The organism is Pontibacter chinhatensis (assembly GCF_900113285.1).
Classification (GTDB): domain Bacteria; phylum Bacteroidota; class Bacteroidia; order Cytophagales; family Hymenobacteraceae; genus Pontibacter; species Pontibacter chinhatensis.
In genome coordinates, this window is the sequence record NZ_FOOT01000002.1 from 393,657 (window position 1) to 412,095 (window position 18,439).

An 18,439-nucleotide genomic window follows, 5' to 3' on the forward strand; every position below is an offset into this window, starting at 1 on the left:
GTTTATTTAATCTGGAACAGCGGGTTTTCGGCCGGGGTGCGCAGTTGCTCCATCAGTTGCTCCAGCTCCTTCACCTTCTCGGGGTTGGCGGCGGCCAGGTCGTTTTGCTCGCCTATGTCTGTGCTCAGGTTGTAGAGCTCCATCCGCTCCGGCTGTCCCTTTTTGTAGAATCGAATGGCTTTCCAGTCGCCCTGGCGCACGGCCTGCTTAAAGCCGCCCTCGCCAAACTCCCAATACAGGGCCTGGTGCTGTGGCTGCTCTTCTTTCCCCAGAAGGTCCGGCACAATGGAGATGCCGTCTATACTTTCAAGCGCTGTGCTGCCGGCCAGTTGGGTAAAGGTGGGCAGCATGTCCCAGAAGGCGCCGATGTGTTCGCTGGTGCCGGGCTTCACTTTGCCCTCCCAAAAGGCGATGAAAGGTACCCGGATACCGCCCTCGTAAAGGTCGCGCTTCACGCCACGGAGCGGGCCGCTGCTCTTATGGGCCTCCATTGCGTCTGCCAACGTTCTACCGCCTTCGATGTGGGTACCGTTGTCGCTGGTAAAGATGACCAAGGTATTTTCAGCCAGGCCCTGTTCGCGGAGCTTCTGCATAATCTGGCCCACGTAATCGTCCACCGCGGTAACCATGGCGGCATAGGCCGCCTTCGGGTATTTCTGCGGGCCATACCAGTTTCCGTCCGGCTGCTCTTTCTCAGGGGCAAAAACACTTCCGCCATCAGCGGTCAGGTAGGGCTGCATGTACTTGTCCTGCACTTTGAGCTCAGCGTGCGGCAACGTATAAGACACATACAAAAAGAACGGGTTCTGCTTTTGGTTTTCGATAAAAGCCAGCGCGTCCTCCGTGAAAATATCATTCACGAAACTTCCTGCCGGAACAGGTACTTTGGTGCTTTTGCCATTGGCCAGCCGCCATAGGGAATCGGCCTGCTGCTTGTGGCCCTCCAGGTGGTGCAGGTGGCCGGTAAAGAAATCCCAGCCCTGCTGCTCCGGCACGCCCGTCGTGCCTTCCAGTCCCAGGCCCCATTTGCCCACCATACCGGTAGTATAACCGCTTTCTTTCAGGAGTTTTGCCAGCGAGGTATCGGTGGTGCGCATGGGTACCTCGCCATTGCCCCGGATGTAACTGTGCCCCGTGTGCTGCCCCGTCATGAGCGCAGCCCTGGAGGGAGCGCACACTGTGGAACCGGCATAAAACTGGGTATACCGCCTGCCCTGCTCAGCCATCTTATCCAAATTTGGGGTTTGGATTTTGGTCTGCCCATAGGGACCGATGTCGCCATAGCCCATGTCATCGGCCAATATAAAGATGATGTTAGGTCTGGTTGCCGTGGCTGCTGCGTCGTCGGGCTGCTCTGAGGTGCGGCAGGAAACTACAGCCAGCAGGAGGAGCAGAAACAGGGCACTGGGTAACAATTTCATGAGGTGCAGGTTAGGGTGATGTGGAATGCAGCAACCCTAAAAGCGGGATTTTTAGCTGCAAAAGCCTGAAAATAGCTATTTAAAGGCAGATTAAGAAACCCGCAGCACACGCAAACGCTTGCGTGGTGTTCCTTTCCGGAAGTATGGGGGATATGTTATACTTTCAAATACCGAAGCCCCTGATACCTGGAGGCCAACGATATCCCTTAACTCTTAATACCTCATAGTTATTTCTTTTTCACCCACTTACATCATGAGTAGACTTTATGCATTTTTATTTGCCCTGTTGATGGCAATTCCGCTGCAGGCCCAGCAGGTACCCACCGAGGTGCTCACGCCGCAGATTGTGGAAATCAACCGGATGCCGATGCGGGCCGCTTCTTTTGCCTTCGAAAACCGGTCGCTGGCCGAGCAGCGGCAGAAAGAAAAATCCCAGTACTTCCTCTCGCTCAACGGCACCTGGAAGTTTAACTGGGTACAGGACCCGCGCAAGCGCCCCCTGGATTTTTACAAAACCGACTTCAACGACGCCCAATGGGACAACTTTAAGGTACCAGCTAACTGGGAGGTGAACGGCTACGGGCTGCCCATCTATGTGAACCACCCTTACGAGTTTGCGGGCCACGCCAAGAAGGGCGCCAAGCTCAACCCGCCCCACGACATCCCGGAGGACAATAACCCGGTAGGCTCTTACCGCAAGAAGTTCACCCTGCCTGACAGCTGGGATGGCCGTCAGGTGTTCATTCACCTGGGCGCTGTTAAGTCGGCGTTCTTTATTTGGGTGAACGGCGAGAAAGTAGGCTACAGCGAGGACAGCAAACTGGCCGCTGAGTTCGACATCACGCCTTATGTTAAAAAGGGCGAGAACCTGGTGGCCCTGCAGGTATACCGCTGGAGCTCCGGCAGCTACCTGGAGGCGCAGGACATGTGGCGTATCTCGGGCATCGAGCGCGATGTCTACCTCTACTCCACCCCCAAGCTCGACATCCGCGACTTTAAAGTGATGGCCACGCTGGACGAAAGCTATACCAACGGCGTGTTCGACCTGACAGCTGAGATTAACAGCTACAAGCTGGACCAGAAAACCATGCACAGCAAACCAGACACGTTTGCCATCGAGGTTGAACTGGTGGACGCCGCCGGCAAGACTGTTTTCACTGACAAGACGCAGGACGTGCAGCGCGTGCTGGGCAACTATAAAAAGGAGGTGAAGTTCCACAAGACCGTTCCAAACGTGAAGACCTGGTCTGCCGAAATCCCTTACCTCTACACATTATACATCACCCTGAAAGACAAAGATGGCAAGGTGCTGGAGGTGGTACCACAGCGCGTGGGCTTCCGCTCCGTGGAAATCAAAGACAAGAACTTTTTGGTGAACGGCAAGCGCGTGTTCCTCAAAGGCGTGAACCGCCACGAGCACAACCCGACCAAAGGCCATACTTTGAACAAGGAAGACATGCACAAAGACATGGAGATGATGAAGAAGCTCAACGTGAACGCCGTGCGCCACTCGCATTACCCACCCGACCCCTACTGGCTGGAGCTTTGCGATGAGTATGGTTTGTATGTGATTGAGGAAGCCAACATCGAATCGCATGGCCGTGGCTATGACCTGGCCTATACTTTTGGCAACGACAAAGTATGGCGCAACCCGCACTTCGACCGCATTTCGCGCATGTACGAGCGCAGCAAGAACTATACTTCTGTTGTAACCTGGTCGCTGGGCAACGAGGCTGGTAACGGCACCAACTTCTACGAGGCCTACGACTGGATGAAAGCACAGGACTTCCGCCCGGTGCAGTACGAGCGCGCCGGCTGGGACTACAACACCGACATTATCGTGCCGCAGTACCCGAGTCCGAACTGGCTGGCCCGCTTCTCCAAAGGAAACCCGGACCGTCCGCTGATTATGAGCGAGTACGCGCACATCATGGGCAACAGCCTGGGCAACTTCCAGGATTATTGGGATGTGATTGAAAAAGAGCCTTACCTGCAGGGCGGCTTTATCTGGGAGTGGATTGACCAGGCCATCGACACGGTGAAAAACGGCAAGCGCATTATGGCTTACGGCGGCGACTTCCCGCTCAGTGGCCCGGTGGATGAGAACCTGAGCGACAACAACTTTATCGTGAAAGGTGTGGTGACCGCTTACCGTGGCCTGACGCCGATGGCTGTGGAGGTGAAGAAAGTATACCAGCACGTGAAGACCAAGTATAATGGCAACAACAGCCTGGAAGTACGCAACGGCTACTTCTTCCGCGACCTTGCCAACTACCAACTGAACTGGGAAGTGCTGGAAAACGGCAAGATTATCGAGAAGGGAAGTATAAAAGACCTGAACGTAGCGCCGCAGCAAAGTATAACCGTAGCCCTTCCGATTAAGAAGCAGCAGAAAGCAGGAAGAGAGTACTTCCTGAACGTGCGCTATACTTTGAAAAACGCCGAGCCATTCCTGGAGAAAGGGTATGAGATTGCTAACGAGCAGTTTGCCCTAAGCCCTGCCCTGCAGCCAGCTGCAATGGCCGGAGGCGGCAAAGGCTCCTTGAAAGCAAGCGAGAATGGCGACAAGCTGGTGCTGACCGGCAAAGACTTTACCGTGAGCTTTGATAAGAAGAACGGCACGATGAGCGGCTATACATTAAAAGGCGAAACGCTGCTGCAGCAAGGTCCGAAGCCAAGCTTCTACCGCGCTCCTACTGATAACGACATCGGCGCGGGCTACAACAAATCCAAGCGCATGTGGCGCGAAGCCTACGACAATGGCAAACTGACAAACGCCAAGTATAACCAGACCGCCAACGGCTACGAGGTGACGTTTGAAAAGGAACTGGTGAACGGTGACGCCGTTACCTCACAGGTATTTACCATCTACAACGACGGTACGGTGAAGGTAGACAACCGCATCAAACCGCTGAAAGGCGACCACAAAGTACTCCTGCGCGTGGGCAACGACCTGCAGCTGAACAAGCAACTGGAGCACATCGAGTTCTACGGCCGCGGCCCGTGGGAGAACTACTGGGACCGCAAGACCGCCTCTTTTGTGGGTGTTTACAAGCAAACCCTGGATGAGCAGTACTTCCCGTACGCCCGTCCGCAGGAAAGCGGCAACAAGAGTGATGTGCGCTGGGTGAACCTGACGACCAAGAGGGGCAAAGGCCTGCGCTTTGAGTTTGCCGATAGCCTGCTCAACTTCGCTGCCCTGCCTTACACCCTACAGGACCTGGATCCGGAGCAGGACAAAAAGCAGTACCACTCCGGCGAACTGGAGAAACGCGACCGCATCTATATGCGCGTAGACCTGCAGCAAACCGGTATGCAAGGCATGGACAGCTGGGGCAGCCAACCGCTCGAGCAGTACCGCATTCCGTATCAGGAACACCAGTATAGCTACTGGATCAAGCCACTCAGATAACCCACAGTAGGCAAGTATAGCAAAGGCCGAAGTATAGTTTATACTTCGGCCTTTGTGTTTTCAAGTGGTTTATACTTACCATCTCCCCTTTCAAGGGCTGGTCTATGAAGCTCTTACTACTGTAGTGTGTATGGCGCGAGCTTGTAGCCTTATTCTGTCCCATATCTTTTTCAGATTTGGCTCATTTGAGATATCCAAAGCCAAAGGGAATAAAGGACTATCCCCTTGAGGGGATTATAGGGGTGTTTACTCATGCTTATTCCCCGTTTTTGTGCACGTAAGGGGAGCCGCTCCGTAGCTTTACCCCCCTCTAGCTCCCCTCAAGGGGACAATTCTACCTGCTCTTTCGGATTTGCAATCCGAAAGTATAGGAACCGCGGATTTGTAATCCGAAGCAGCAGTATGAGGAATAAGCCTATACAACTTGCCACCAGGATCCTTTCAGGATGGCAAGAAAAGCTAACATTCTCAGTCCCTTCCTATGATAAAAAGTATGGCTGGCACCTTCCTGCCGTTGCAGGAGGTGCCAGCCATACTTGTGTTATACTTCAGTTTATACTTTTATACTTCCAAAGTATAAACCAGCGCTACTTCTACGGATTCTGCTCCAGCTTCGGGTTCAGGATGATTTCCTGCTCCGGGATGAAGTATACCACGCGCGGATGGGTGTAAGGAATCTCCTGGGTGTTCGAGCCGGATGGCAGGTGCGTGCCCGGGTAATTGCGTACCATCGTGCGTTTGTTGCGGAACACATCATACTTGCGCTGCGCCTCCCAGGCCAGCTCCAGGCGGCGTTCGTCCAGCACCACATCCAGCACCGAAGTATAACCCATCATGTTAGAAGCGGAAAACAGCGCATCACCGGATAAGCCCGCCCTTCTGCGGATCAGGTTCACATCCTCCAGCGCGGCTTCGTCGTTGCCCAGTTTAGCGTTGGCCTCGGCCCGGTTAAGGTACATCTCGGCCAGGCGCAGGTATACCGGCGAGCTCAGCGTCACCACCCCCTCCTGGTAAGAGTACTTGGTGATGTAGTATTTCTGATATCCGTTCCGGGCTGCCAGCACCGGCTTGCCATCTGCACCTGTTTTGATAGAGCCATCGGCATTCTTCTCATACACCGGCACAATAAACTCCCGGCGCTTATCCTCCTCAAATTTATCAATCAGGTTGCGGTAACTCTCCGAGGCATACATCTCGCCGTAGCCCATGCCATCGTTGAGGTACATCGAGCCGAGCGAGCCCCAGGTCTGGTCGTCCTGCAGCGTGTGCTTGATAGCGAAAATGGTTTCCCGGTTGGTCTCGTTGGCGTAGGTGAAGTAGTTGGGCAGGTCAGCCGTCGGCAGCAAGGTATAGCGGCCGGAGTTGATCACCAAATCAGCATACTCAATGGCCTTCTCGTTGTTCTCCATGTATAAGTACACCCTCGATAAAAGCGCCTGGGCTACCTCCTTCGAGGCAAAGCTGCTGCTCTTCGAGCCGCCCATCAGGCTCGCCGCCTTCTCCAGGTCCCCGATGACAAACTCGTATACTTCCTTCACCGAGCTGCGCGGCGGCAGATCGTTGATGTCGGTGTTGTTGCGGATCATCACTCCCGGCGAGGCGCCCCCATCCTGAGCGTAAGGCCGGCCAAAGATGTTCACCAAGTCAAAGTGCACCATGGCGCGCAGGAAGTAGTTCTCGCCCAGCACCTGGTCCAGCTCCGCTGACTGTCCCTCCTGCAGCTTCTCGATCACCACGTTGGTGCCGTAGATGGCCTGGTATGCCTTCCTAAAGAAGTTGTCCGTAATACCCATCGACGTCAGGTGCTGGTAGTTGTAGGCGTAAAACAGCGGGTCGGTAGTGGTGCCGCTCAGCGCTACGTTGTCGCTCGGATACTCCACGAGCATGTGGAAGTTACGGGTATAGTAAGGGTCTTTGATGTAGTTATAGTTACCGATGGTAGCCGCCTTCAAGCCTTCAGGCGTGCCGGTGGTTTGGTCGATGGTGAGGCCGTCGTAGGGCTGCACGTCCAGGTCGTCGGAGCAACCGGTCAGCACTGCTGCACAAAGTATGGCAGGATATATATAATTTCTGAATTTAAATTTCATGGCTCAGGGATTTTGAATTAAAAGTCGATGTTAACGCCGAACATAAGTTTCTTGCTGCCCGGGTAGCGGGTGGTGGAGTAACCGGAAGTCAGATCCACCTCCGGGTCCATACCAGAGAAGTCGGTCAGCGTCCACAGGTTGTCGCCGCTCACAAACAGGCGGATGTTCTCTGCTTTAATTCGGTTGGTAACAGCCTCCGGCAGGTTATAAGACAGCGTGACGTTGCGCAGGCGCAGGTAGCTGCCATCCTCCAGGTAACGGGACGAAACTTTGTTAGAGGCTTTGTTGCCGTTCAGCACTGCCTTCGGATGCGTGGCTACGTCGCCTTCTTTCTCCCAGCGGCTCCATCCATCCTGCAGCACCATGCTGTTGTAAGTAGGATAAGCCCCATCAGCATCGAAAAGCTCGCGGTTGTAGTTGTACACTTTGTTGCCATACACAAAATTCACAAAGGCAGATAAGGTGAAGTTCTTGTAAGCAAAGGTATTACGCATACCGCCCGCAAACTTAGGCGTGGTAGTGCCGGTGTATAATCTGGTTGCGCTGTTGTAGGAGTTGGTAACCGTGTCCTCCACAAAGTTGCCGTCGGCATCATACTTCTTCAGGAGCCAAAGCGGATCGCCAGTGGCCGGATCCACGCCCTTCCACTCCCGCATAAACCAGGAGCCAATCGGTCTGCCTTCCTCAATGCGCTGGCTGCCCTGGTCAATCGGCTGCCCGTCATACAGCTCCAGTACCTCGTTGCGGTTAAAAGAGATGTTGAAGTCTGTTTCCCAGGCCAAAGCTCCCTGCAGGTTCTTGGTGCTCAGCTCGATGTCCAGACCGTGGTTTCTAACGGAGCCGATGTTCTGTGTTTGCCAGTAAAAACCCGTGGCCGAGGAAAGGGGCACCTGCTGCAGAATGCCTTTGTTCGTTCTGTTGTAGAAGTCCAGCGCCAGGTCGACTCTGTTGAACAAGCCGATTTCCAGTCCCACATCAAAGGTATGGGCTTTCTCCCAGGTCAGGTTCGGGTTCACGAGGCGGCGCGGGAAGCCACCTGGCAGGTCAGCATATTGCACGTTAAACTGATACAGATCCACTGCCTCGAAATCCCCGATGTTAGCGTTACCGGTGGTACCGTAGCTGCTTCTAAGCTTGAGCAGGTTAACAGTAGAAGTCAGCCCTTGGAAGAAGTCCTCGCTGGAAATTGCCCAGGCAGCACCAACTGAGTAGAAATCGCCGAAGCGCTTGTCGCGGCCGAAGCGGGAGGAACCGTCGCGCCGGTAGGAAACGGTGGCAAAGTAGCGGCTGTCGAAGTCGTAGTCCACGTTCAGGAAGCCGGACATAAACTTGCTCTCTGTTTTATACCCGCCAATATTCACCGGCGTAGCCACGGCATCGAGCACCTCCAAGCCCGGGAAAATGCCCTGTCCCGACGCATTCATACCATCGGTATAGTTCTTTTGGTATTCAGCACCCAAAATGCTACGCACACTATGGGAACCGAACTGCTGATTCGCCGTCAGCAGGTTCGAAGTCAGGAAGCTGTTGCTGTAGCCGTAGGAGTTGCTCAGCGAGCCATTGTTTGCCTTGCCGCCGGGCGTGCGCGAGTCGTTGTTGGACTCAGCCCGCGAGTTTCCTGTGGAGTAGCGGTTGGTGGTGGAGAAAGCCAGCCAATCAGTGATTCTATACTCCAGTTTCAGGTCTCCGTCCAGCGCCTGGCCCCGGTTGCGGTTGTAATTATACTGGCTCGTGTACAGGAAATTGCTCTTGTCGCGGCCATACCATCCTACCGTGTTGGCGTCCACATAGCGAACTGTGCCATCCTCGTTGTAAGGGTTATCCCACGGCATGTTGATAAAGGACTGGTAAATGGCGCCCGAAGGGTCGTTATTGCGGTTAGAGAACAGCGTGTTTACCCGCGCCGTAAGCGTGAGCTTGTCGTTGATGTCATGGTCGATGTTGGCCCGGAAGTTGGTCTGCTCATACTTGGTGTTGACCACCGTACCCTCTTCCTGAAAGTAGTTTCCGCTGATGTAGAACCTCGTCTTCTCCGATCCGCCGGACACGGAAAGCTGGTGGTTATTCGTGATGCCGGTGCGGAAAGCCTCGTCCAGCCAGTTGGTGTTACCCGGCTGTGTGGGCAGCACGCCGGTCACAAAATCTGCATACGTCAGCGGGAAGTTCTTCGACGCCAGATAGGCGTTGATGTCGGCCTCTGACGGGTTAGGCGTCGTTTTATTTAAAGCGGCGATGTGGTTGTTGCGCTTGCCGGTGTAGTCGTTCTGGTACATGCGGTTGGTGTAGTCAAACAGCTGCTGGCCGTCCATCACCTCAAAGTTGCCAGTGGTGCGCTGGCTCACGCCGGTGGTACCGTTATAAGAAACTCTCGTTTTGCCAGCCTTGCCCCTTTTAGTGGTAATCACGATTACCCCGTTGGCCGCCCGTGAGCCATACAGGCCTGTAGCGGCAGCGTCTTTCAGCACCGTTATACTTTCAATGTCTGTTGGGTTGGCCGTGCCGCCAATCACCCCATCCACCACATACAGTGGGTCGGCGCTGGCCGAGATAGAGCCCGTTCCCCGGATACGCACCTTGGGTGCCTCGCCGGGCTGGCCGCTGGCACTTGATACGGTAACACCGGAGGCCTTACCCTGCAGCATGGCCGCTGTGTTATTGGTAGTCACATCGCGCAGTTCGTTGCCACTCACCACCGAAACCGAGCTCACTAGCTCCGACTGTGATTTACTGGAGTAGCCCACCACCACTACTTCTTCCAAACTCTTGGCGTCGGTTTTCATAGTGATGTTGAGGGTGCTTTGGTTGCCCACACTCACTTCCTGCGTCTGGTAGCCGATGTAGGACAATACCAGTACATCGGATGGAGTGGCGGCTATAGCAAAGCTACCATCTGCTCCGGTGGCCGTACCTGAGGTGCTGTTCTTCACCACCACCGTTACCCCCACCAGGGGCTGGCTCTTGTCATCCACCACGCGGCCACTTACCTGCCGCCGTTCCTGCCCATAAGCCAAATCGGGTACACTTATAAGACACACGATGCCTAACAGCACCGGTAACACGGGGATGGCCCGTAGGTCTTCCTTCTTGAGCAGGAAGAGTATCCGCATAAGGATAGCTCTGCCTTCCTGATAAATCTTAATCATACTTTTCATTAAGGTTAGAGATTTAGGATTTGACTTAGGTAAGAGCAAAGTGTGCTCGTAAACACGATGATTAACTTATTAAAATACCACTACAACCCCAAATTTTTTATAGATAAATTCAGAACAAACGTTTGTTTAAGTGCAATTTCCCATACTTTATGTAGCGCCTCACGCCCCGGGTGGAGCGCCTGCGTTCAAAAAGCATTGCCAGTCTTCTAGCTCCTTCTCATTATCCCAAAAAAAAGCGGGTGGAACCCCTTCCGGAGCCCCACCCGCTTAAACTACTACTACAACTAAAACTATCTCTAAGGACTAGTAGCCCGTATTCTGCGTCAGAACGTTATCGCTCAGGTCTATCTGCGCCTGCGGCACCGGCATCAGGTACAGCCTGTCGTCCCATACCCTGGCCTGCACCAGCCTGTTGCGGATATCGTAGATGGTTTGCATCACCTGCGGGGCTATTTCCCAGCGGCGGATATCCATATAGCGCTGCCCCTCCAGGGCCAGTTCCACGCGGCGCTCGTTCCGGATCAGCTCACGCAGGCTTTCCTTAGTGTTGTACACAGATTCGTCCACAGCAGGCATGCCGGCTCTTTCCCGTATCTGGTTAAGGGCTGCATATACGGTGGCATCCGGACCGCCAAACTCGTTCATGGCCTCGGCGTAGGTCAGCAGAATCTCCGCATAGCGCAGCAGGATAATGTTGGCGTGGCTCTCGATGTTCTCGCGGCGTGACTGCGGGTCTACCAACTTGCGGAAGTTATACCCTGTTTGAGAGTTGTTGCTGCCGCCTATCTGCCAGGTAAAAGCATAGCCGTCTTCCAGCGCGTTCCAAGGGTTGCCATTAAACAGAATAGAGGCGTAGAAGCGTGGATCACGGTTCTTATACTCGTTAGCAAAGGCCGGGTCATCGTTTAAGTATAGCTCCGCTCTCTTTTCAGGAGTGAGTATATTAGCAGGACCACCGGTCTTGTAGTTGCCATAGGCGTTCACTAGATCCTGGGTAGGCGTTACGGAGCTCCAGCCGTTCAACACGCTTGGCAGCAGGTAGGTGTTGTGCCACTGCGGATCCACCTGCATGATAAACTGGCGGTCCAGGATCACTTCGCTGTTGCCCTCATACTGCTGCTGGAAAAGTTTCTCGTAGCTGCGCAGGCCCAGGCGGAAGTTGCGCTCATCTTCTGCGTCGGCAAAGTCCACCCACTTGGCGTAGTCGTCCTCCAGGTCCTTGCCGGATTCTTCGTTCACTTTAAATAACGAATATCCCAGGCTCATTACCTCCTGGGCAGCATCAGCGGCGGCTTTCCATTTGGTGGCATCGCCTCCCGTGTTAAAGCGCGGGCTGGCCTCGTTGAGCAGAATGCGGGCTTTCAGGGCAAGAGCAGCCCCTTTGGTTACCCTGCCTTTCTCGTTTGAGTCCCCGCCTCCGTACATAACAGGAAGCACCTCGGCTACCGCTGTCAGCTCGCTAAGCAGGAAATCAACCACATCCTTACGCGGAGTGCGCGCCACGTCTTCCTCGCCAGCAGCCAAAGTACTGGTTACCAGTGGAACATCGCCAAACTTGAGCACCATGTTCCAGTAGAACCAGGTGCGCAGAAACCTTGCCTCGGCCTTGAACCGCTCGCGCAGTTCAGCATCCATCTCTATATTATCAGCATTCTCAATCAACTGGTTAGCGCGGCGTATGCCCGTGTAGCCCCAGCCGGCATTAGAGTTGGTGTTAATCGTACCCGCCGAAACGATGGTGGCCGTACTCTCCCAGGGATACTGCGCGTAAGCGTTGTCGCTGCTGCCATCGTCGTAAATGATGCCCTCACGGGTAAGCTGGCTATACACCGCATTCAGCGCCTTGGACAAATCGTCCTTTGATTTCCAGAAAGTCGCATCTGAGATCTGGTCCTGCGGCGGCCTCTCCAAAAAGTCGTCGTTGCAGGAAGTGGTAAGCAGGAGCCCGGCGAGCGCTCCGGCATAGGTAATATATTTTATACTTCTTTTCATGATATCTTGTGTTGATGATTGTAAAGCCATACAGCCAACAATTTTAGAACCTGGCGTTTACACCGAACGAGATGGTCTTAGTGCCCGGGTATCCCCCACGGCCAGAACCGAACTCCGGATCGTAGTCTGTCAGGCGGTCATCCCCCATAATGGTGAAAGGGTTGTTCGAGGTAGCGTACACGCGCAGCGACTGCATTCCCAGCTTGCTGCTCACGGATTCAGGCACGTTGTAGCCCAGCGTGATAGCCCTCACGCGGAAATATGAGCCGCTGAAGAGCCAGAAGGAAGAAGTGTTGTAGTTGTGCGAGGCATCGGCGCTGATCAGCGTGCGCGGGAAATGAGCATTCGGGTCAGGGTTCTCCTTTGTCCAGCGGTTCTCATAGGCTGTCTTGATGTTGGCCCCGTTGAAGAACGGATAAGCAGCCTCTGACTCCAGGTAGGTATCCACATCAGCCACACCGTACGTAATCACGTTCAGGTCAAAGCCTTTGTAGGAAGCACCCAGGTTCAGGCCATAAGTCATCCACGGCACGTCGTTGCCCAAAATCACACGGTCAGCTGCGTCAATCACACCATCTTTGTTGATGTCGGCATACTTAATGTCGCCGGGCTTGGTGGCAGCGCTCTGGAAAGCGTGGCTCTGCACGTCCTCCTCATTCACAAAAAGCCCTTCGGAACGGTATCCGTAGAAAGCACCTACCGACTCGCCTACGCGCTCTATCCAGTAGCCGTTGATGCGCTCCTCTACGCCACCCAGGCTTATAATCTCGTTATTGATTTTAGAGAAGTTAGCCCCGATAGTATAGGTAAAGTCTGATCCAATGGCTCCGTTGTGCACCAGGTTCAGCTCTATACCTTTGTTGCGTGTCTCGGCCGCATTTCTGAAAGGCGCAGCCAGTCCGTAGGTAGACAGCACCGGCAGCTGCATCAGGATACCCTCGGTGTTCTTAATGTAGTAGTCAGCCACCACATCCAGCTTACCCCTGAAAATGGAGAAGTCAATACCAAAGTCGGTCATGTATACTTTCTCCCAGGTGGCCAATGCGTTAGCACCCGTTTCTTGCCAGGCACCATCCACGGCATTGCCGTCAAAGTTGTAGGCATAGCCTGTTTTCAGCAGGGAATAGTAGTTCCCTGGTGGCACCACGTCCTGGTTGCCCAGGGCACCCCAGGAGCCGCGCAGTTTCAGGTTGTCAATCCAGGAGATGTTCTTGATAAACGGCTCTTCGGAAAGTCTCCAGCCAGCCGAGAAGGAAGGAAACACTGCCTCACGCTGATCCGGGTGGAAGCGAGAAGAATAGTCTGCGCGCAAGCTACCTTCAAACAGGTACTTGTTCTTGAAATCATAGTTCACGCGGCCGAAGAAAGAGCGGATGGCCCACTGCGTCTCGGCGGTACTGTTGGCGCCAGAAACAATATTCTCCGGGCTTGCCGAACCTGTGCCAATGGTAGTCATTTCATCGTTCGGGAAGTTCTTGCGGCCCAGGAATGCTGTGCGGTACACGTTGCTCTCCTGTGAGGCACCCACCATGATTTTACCGGTATGGTCGCCAAAAGTACGCTCGTAGCTCGCTGTTCCCTGGGTCAGGATCTCCTGACGACGCCCCCAGTTCTCCTGCATCTGGTTAACTGCCACTGCCGAGGCATTCATAGGTTGTTTCGTGATAAAGTTCACGATAGGATCCATCCTGCTGTTAAAGGACCAGTTCATTAGGTTGGAATACTTCAAGGAAGCAAGGCCGTTTATGGTCAAACCTTCCAGAGGAGTCAGGCTAGCGTTGGCTGCCGTTTGCAGGTAATTGTTGCGTGACCAGCTGCTACCGCCCTCTTCCATCAGGCGCAACTGGTTTCGGGCAGCGGTATTCGCGTTGGCTGATCCACCGCTCACAGAGCCCCAGGAGCTGTCGGAGTGGCGGGCCACTGTTACCGGAAGCGAACGGTTCAGTTCTGTCCAGCTGAAGCCCGCACCCTCGGTGTCGTAATCCTGGCGGATGAAGGAAATGTTGGTTCCTACTTTCAGGATCTCAGGGAATACATCCGTATTGGTATTGAGCTTTACCGTGTAGCGGTCCATATCCTTGCCCGGCAGCAGCGACTGCTGGTTAAAGTAGGAAGCGCCCAGGTAATAGCTGGTAGATTTGCCGCTGGAGGAGATGTTAAGGTTAATGTCGCTCTGAGGCGCCGCATCGCGCAGCACCAGGTCGTACCAGTTGGTGTTCGGGTACATATCCGGCTCGCTTCCGTTGGCGAACTTCTGGATCTGCTCCTCTGTATAGGCAGGGGCCTTGCCAGCATTGCTCATCGCCTCGTTGTAGAAACGGGCATATCCCACAGCATCCATGTATTCAGGGAGGCGGGTAGGCGACTGGAAGCCGTAGTTGGCGTTAAAGCCAACGGTGGTTTTCTCAGTGTTCTTTCCAGTCCTGGTGGTTACCACAATCACCCCGTTAGCCGCCCTCGATCCGTAGATAGAGGCTGCGGAGGCGTCTTTGAGCACTGACATGTTCTCGATGTCGTTCGGGTTAAGCGCCGCCAGCTCTGTATCCGATGCCGGTATACCATCAATAATGATCATCGGGCCGGGAGAACCCAGGTTGGTGCGTCCGCGCACGGTAATCGTGCCTACGCTGCCCACATCCCCGGGGCGCTGTATTACAGTCAGGCCTGGCGAAACACCTTGCAGCGCATTCTGAATAGATGTTACCGGGCGCTCGGTCAGTTGCTTGGTATCTACTGTAGCCACCGAGCCGGTTACATCCGCCCGCTTCTGGGTGCCGTAGCCCACTACCACTACTTCTTCCAGGCTCTTGGCATCCGGTTTCATCGTAACGCTGATGTTGGCCTGGTTGCCCACGGTTACCTCTCTGGTTTCATACCCGATGTAGGAGAATACCAGCACATCGGTTGGGGCCGCGGCAATTGTAAAGGTACCATCCGGCCTGGTGGTGGTGCCCGTGGTGGTGTTCTTTACCACAACGGTAAGGCCTATGAGCGGTTCATTCTGCTCATCAACTACTTTACCCTCTACCTGCCGCCGCTCCTGGGCGTAACCGGTAGTAATGCTGAGAAGGAAAAACAAGGCACTTACCAGCAAGCTTATTCCGCCCATGTGGTGCCTTTGCTTCTGGAAGTGGTTTCCACCAAGGGTGGATCCATCCCGACCATAACACTGCTTCATACTTTTTATAGGATTAGTGATTATTATGAGTGTGCTCGTAAACACTTCTGTTAAACTAGGATTTTAAAAGCTGAATCCCCTAAAATTGGCCGAAGTTTCAGCACACAAACGTTTGCATACTGTTAGGTTTTGTGCCATACCATCAGTGTTTAAACATTACTTATTCTGTCTGTAGGACATCTTGCGTATAACAAGTAAGATACTTAGGGCTTTTAAGGCCTGTTAGAAAGTATAGATGGTATGTTTTTCGGTGATGCCTATCACCTGAAGTTATTGTGAAGCCTGTGTTAAGGCTAGATTAAGTATATGAGAAGTATAAACAAACGTTTGCGCCCAGTTACCGAAGTCGCCTCTGGCAGGGTGATAATCTATGCGTTAGGGCAAGGCAGTCAAACAGTTTGCGTGTACGATTACTTTATTCTTGCTTCGCCCAAAATGCTTTTGTAACTTACTTTCATGAATTACCAGCGCTTGCTTCCTGCTCTTACCATTATAGCGTTGTTTTCCTGCGGCCAGCAACAGCCGGGAGAGCAGCAAAACACCATAACTACCGCCTCTCCCCCACGCGATTCTGTGGCCTCCTGCTGCATTTCCTCCGCTCCACCGCGCTTTGCTGCTCCGAAAAGTATGGAACCATCTGCTACCGAAAACCCGGCAGAGGATGCGCAAAAGGCAATGGTATGGATTGAGGGGGGCACGTTTATGATGGGGGCTGATAACGACCAGGCACGCCCGGATGAATACCCCAAGCATAAAGTAACAGTGGATGGCTTCTGGATGGATGCCACGGAGGTAACCAACGCCGAATTTGCCCGCTTTGTGGAGGCCACCGGCTACGTGACCACGGCCGAGCAGAAACCGGATTGGGAAGAACTGAAGAAACAGCTGCCACCCGGCACGCCTAAGCCGGACGAGAGCCTGCTGGTGGCTGCCTCGCTGGTATTCCAGTCGCCAAAGGGCCAGGTAGACCTGCGCGATTTCGCCAGCTGGTGGACCTGGCAGGAAGGCGCCAACTGGAGACAGCCTCATGGCCCCGGTAGTAGTATAAAGGGAAAAGAGAATCATCCGGTAGTCCACATCTCCTGGCACGACGCGCAGGCTTATGCCAAGTGGGCCGGCAAAAGGCTTCCCACAGAGGCAGAATGGGAATGGGCCGCACGCGGAGGCACTCAAAACAACCTCTACCCCTGGGGCAACGAGCCCATTCACAAAGGCCAGCCTAAAGCGAACACCTGGAGCGGCACCTTCCCGACAAAAAACACGGAGCAGGACGGCTACTATCACACGGCACCTGTTAAATCCTATGCCCCCAACAATGCAGGCCTCTACGACATGGCCGGTAATGTATGGGAGTGGTGTGCCGACAATTACCACAGCAATTATTACAGCACAATCCATACTGCAGTGGGGGTAAAAAACCCTGCAGGGCCGGCCACCAGCTACGACCCGGATGAGCCGCATGCCCGGAAAAGAGTGATCAGGGGCGGGTCCTTCCTGTGCAACGACAGCTACTGCTCCGGCTTCAGGGTAGCCGCCCGCATGAAAACCACGGAAGACAGCAGCATGGAGCACGTGGGTTTCCGATGCGTGAAGGATAAATAATGAAAATGCCCCCGCTTTCACGGAGGCATGCATTCACCTAATACTAACTAAAAACACTCAGCTTCCCTAAAGCTTGTTGATAACAAAGATATAATTTGTGAACGAACACACAAGAAATATATACATTATTTTCTATTTTCTCTGATCTTGCATTCCGCCTGCCGCACATTGCCTGAGAAACCATATCCTGAAATCTAGCCTGCTATACTTATTACCATGTCACGGAAACCAGTTACTATCAAGGAAATCGCCCGGATACTGAACGTATCCACCTCTACCGTGTCCAGGGCGCTGCACGACCACCCCAGCATTGGCACGGTTACCAGCGAAAAGGTGAAGCAGCTGGCCAAAGAGCTCAATTACGAGCGCAACCAGACAGCAGTGCATTTTCAGCAGGGCAAAACCTATACGATAGGTGTGATTCTGCCGGATCTCTCGGAGGCTTTCTTCTCCTCGGCCATAAGCGCCATCGAGGACACAGCCTACAAAAGAAACTACACGGTGCTGCTCGCCCAATCGCACGACGATGAGGAGAAGGAAAAACAGCTGGTAGATAAAATGAAGAGCCACCGTGTGGACGGCCTGCTGGTATCTGTTGCGAAAACCACCTCCACGTTTGAGCACTTCAGCTGCCTGAACCAGTATAATATTCCGGTTGTGTTTTTCGACCGCATCCCGCCCATTAACGGCATCCACTCCGTCGCCTGCAATATGGTAACCGGCACCATGGAGGCCGTGTCGTACCTGCTAAAAAAGGGGCACCGGGCCATCGGCATGATTAACGGCCCCGACACTCTTTATGCCAGCACCGAGCGGCGGGAGGGTTATATCAAGGCAATGCAGAAGAGCAGGCTAAAGTATGACCCCTCCCTTATAATTGGCTGCGACCTGACCGAGGAAGGCACCATAGCAGCCCTGGAGGAGTTGCTGGCCAACAAGCGTAAGGCCACCGCCATTGTCACCTTCAACGACTACGTGTGGCTGTACGCCCAGAAGCATGCACGCCGCCTGGGCATCCGTATTAATAAGGACCTGGAGTTTGTGAGCTACGCCAACCTGCCCATGATGGAGTACATGGATTTCGCGCCGCTCGCTTCTGTAGAACAGTTCCCTTACCAGCAGGGGCAGAAGGCAACCGAAATCCTTTTGGACCTGCTACGCTCCAACGAGGAACAGTACCCACGCCAGCAGGCTTTCTACAAAGTTATTGTGGAGTCCCAGCTGATAGAGAGCGGCCAGCAGTAAGTAGCGTGTGGCTACCAGTTATACTTTACGGTTAGTGAGGAAAGTCCATTAATACAGAATCCAACATTACCCATAGGATTATATAAAGTGCCGAAACGGACGCCAGATGCAGTTCCTAGGGTGTCGGCTGTGCATTCAGGATTGACTTGCAAGCTTGCGTGTTCGTAAACATAAAGCACTTTTTTCTTGCTTTGTAATATAGGGCTATTTACTTTTAAGCAGTTTCTTCCTTTTTATGTGCTAATATGCTTCGGCCGCTACTCTTTTTAATATGAGAAACCATGCGCCGGCAGGCTTGTAAAAAGTATACAGCATTTACCCTTAACAAAGTATAAACCCTTGAATGAGTG

General features: G+C 53.7%; 8 protein-coding genes. 3 read left to right on the top strand and 5 right to left on the bottom strand.

Annotated elements, in window-relative coordinates; all coding sequences use genetic code 11:
- Positions 1–2: 2 nt before the first annotated feature.
- A complete protein-coding gene (locus BM040_RS07000; protein WP_092099797.1) occupies positions 3–1,421 on the bottom strand; it encodes an arylsulfatase in 1,419 nt (472 codons plus the stop codon).
- Positions 1,422–1,674: 253 nt separating this feature from the next.
- Between BM040_RS07000 and BM040_RS07005 the strand changes: the two genes are divergently transcribed.
- Positions 1,675–4,833, top strand: coding sequence for a beta-galactosidase, LacZ type (locus tag BM040_RS07005; protein ID WP_217646720.1), 3,159 nt, complete (start codon positions 1,675–1,677; stop codon positions 4,831–4,833).
- A 593-nt stretch (positions 4,834–5,426) separates the two neighbouring features.
- Here the strand turns inward: BM040_RS07005 and BM040_RS07010 are convergent.
- The 4 genes from BM040_RS07010 to BM040_RS07025 form a co-directional block, all read right to left on the bottom strand.
- Complete coding sequence (locus BM040_RS07010) at positions 5,427–6,920, bottom strand: RagB/SusD family nutrient uptake outer membrane protein (RefSeq protein WP_092099799.1); 1,494 nt, start codon at positions 6,918–6,920, stop codon at positions 5,427–5,429.
- A gap of 17 nt (positions 6,921–6,937) precedes the next feature.
- Positions 6,938–10,063 carry a SusC/RagA family TonB-linked outer membrane protein gene (locus BM040_RS07015; protein WP_175491010.1) on the bottom strand — a complete coding sequence of 1,042 codons (3,126 nt, stop codon included), beginning with the start codon at positions 10,061–10,063 and terminating at the stop codon, positions 6,938–6,940.
- Between the two features lie 312 nt (positions 10,064–10,375).
- Complete coding sequence (locus BM040_RS07020; RefSeq protein ID WP_175491011.1) at positions 10,376–12,064, bottom strand: RagB/SusD family nutrient uptake outer membrane protein; 1,689 nt, start codon at positions 12,062–12,064, stop codon at positions 10,376–10,378.
- A 43-nt stretch (positions 12,065–12,107) separates the two neighbouring features.
- On the bottom strand, positions 12,108–15,242 hold the full coding sequence (locus BM040_RS07025) for a SusC/RagA family TonB-linked outer membrane protein (protein WP_092099802.1): 3,135 nt from the start codon (positions 15,240–15,242) through the stop codon (positions 12,108–12,110).
- Positions 15,243–15,698: 456 nt separating this feature from the next.
- Here BM040_RS07025 and BM040_RS07030 point away from each other — a divergent pair, with 456 nt between their 5' ends.
- Complete coding sequence (locus BM040_RS07030) at positions 15,699–16,844, top strand: formylglycine-generating enzyme family protein (protein ID WP_092099803.1); 1,146 nt, start codon at positions 15,699–15,701, stop codon at positions 16,842–16,844.
- Positions 16,845–17,060: 216 nt separating this feature from the next.
- Positions 17,061–18,089 carry a LacI family DNA-binding transcriptional regulator gene (locus tag BM040_RS07035; RefSeq protein ID WP_092099804.1) on the top strand — a complete coding sequence of 343 codons (1,029 nt, stop codon included), beginning with the start codon at positions 17,061–17,063 and terminating at the stop codon, positions 18,087–18,089.
- Positions 18,090–18,439 lie beyond the last annotated feature (350 nt).

Coding starts and splice junctions, on each gene's coding strand:
- BM040_RS07000 (WP_092099797.1), bottom strand. CDS start 1,421: ATGAAATTGTTACCCAGTGCCCTGTTTCTGCTCCTCCTGCTGGCTGTA.
- BM040_RS07005 (WP_217646720.1), top strand. CDS start 1,675: ATGAGTAGACTTTATGCATTTTTATTTGCCCTGTTGATGGCAATTCCG.
- BM040_RS07010 (WP_092099799.1), bottom strand. CDS start 6,920: ATGAAATTTAAATTCAGAAATTATATATATCCTGCCATACTTTGTGCA.
- BM040_RS07015 (WP_175491010.1), bottom strand. CDS start 10,063: ATGATTAAGATTTATCAGGAAGGCAGAGCTATCCTTATGCGGATACTC.
- BM040_RS07020 (WP_175491011.1), bottom strand. CDS start 12,064: ATGAAAAGAAGTATAAAATATATTACCTATGCCGGAGCGCTCGCCGGG.
- BM040_RS07025 (WP_092099802.1), bottom strand. CDS start 15,242: ATGAAGCAGTGTTATGGTCGGGATGGATCCACCCTTGGTGGAAACCAC.
- BM040_RS07030 (WP_092099803.1), top strand. CDS start 15,699: ATGAATTACCAGCGCTTGCTTCCTGCTCTTACCATTATAGCGTTGTTT.
- BM040_RS07035 (WP_092099804.1), top strand. CDS start 17,061: ATGTCACGGAAACCAGTTACTATCAAGGAAATCGCCCGGATACTGAAC.